The sequence below is a fragment of the Streptomyces sp. NPDC031274 genome, from assembly GCF_055570235.1.
Genome location: NZ_JBVIHP010000482.1, coordinates 1 through 1,041 on the forward strand (window position 1 = coordinate 1; position 1,041 = coordinate 1,041).

Annotated in this window: 1 protein-coding gene; it reads left to right on the forward strand. The window is 66.6% G+C overall.

Translation table 11 applies throughout. The features are described 5' to 3' along the window. The first annotated feature begins 184 nt into the window (after nt 1–184). Nucleotides 185–802 (forward strand): Uma2 family endonuclease, encoded by a 618-nt coding sequence (locus ACZ5CR_RS47340; protein ID WP_468870272.1) that lies wholly within the window; start codon nt 185–187, stop codon nt 800–802. The last annotated feature ends 239 nt before the right edge of the window (nt 803–1,041 follow it).

Sequence of the window (1,041 nt, forward strand, 5' to 3'; positions counted from 1 at the left end):
GGAGAGCGGCGCCGAGGAACCGTTCCGTCCTCACCGCATCGGGTGATCAGGTCTGCGTATCCCCTGGTCGGCCCCACCGACGTACCTACCGTGATCGCGTTGCTTGTGCCGCGAGGACGCCAAGCCCACACTGGAAAGGAGGTGCGCCACCGTGACCGCTCTTGCCGCTGAGAGGCCCAAGACCATGTCTGACACCAAGCCCCAGTCAGCCCCGTCCGCCATCGAGCTGGATGAGGTGCTGTGGCAGGCATGGAAGGCCATGGAACTCCCCGAGGGCTACCGCGCTGAAATCATCGAGGGAGCCGTCGAGGTGTCGCCCACCGGCCGCATTGCCCATGCGCAGATCGTCAACCGTCTGCGGGATGCAATGGCGTCGGCCCTTGCCGAGAGTCAGTACGCGCCCTACAACGACACGAATGTGGTTCACGGTCGCAAGACGTGGATCCCGGACTGCCTCGTCGCCCCGAGGGATCTGGAGCCCCATGTCGACGACGAAGGCATCGGCGTCAAGGCCTCTGGGGTGAGTCTCGTCGTCGAGGTCGTCTCGCCGGGCCACGAGTGCCGCAGGCGCGACCGGGCGCGGAAGCGCCGCGAGTACGCCCGTGCGGGTATCCCCATCTACGTGATCATCGATGACTACGACGGTGAAGGCACCGTCACGGTCCTGACCGAGCCGCGGCCGGAGAAGGCGGACTGGGTGGGCGTCCACCGGGTCCCGTACGGGACAGAGGTCACGATCCCCGAGGGGCCCGCCAAGGGGTTCACGATCGGTGAGGCGATCACGGGGGCGCGGCGCGGCTAAGGGACGCCGCCCTGCGGAAGAAGGCTTTCCTTCGCCAGGGAGTTGCCGCGGTCGCGGTAACTCCGAGACTCAGAGCAATAGCGGCGACAGCCCAGCTGAAGAGGTCAGTCGGCGGATTCGCCGTCCAGTCCCACCAGTTGTGGGGGTACCAGACCAGAAAGAGGACCGAAGTCAGAGGGATGGCCCAGCTGAGTTGCTGCCCCAGTACAGCGGCAGACAAGAGGGCGAGGCCCAGCCAG

Excerpts from the sequence above, each read along its gene's own strand:
- ACZ5CR_RS47340 (WP_468870272.1), top strand. The coding sequence starts at position 185 with ATGTCTGACACCAAGCCCCAGTCAGCCCCGTCCGCCATCGAGCTGGAT.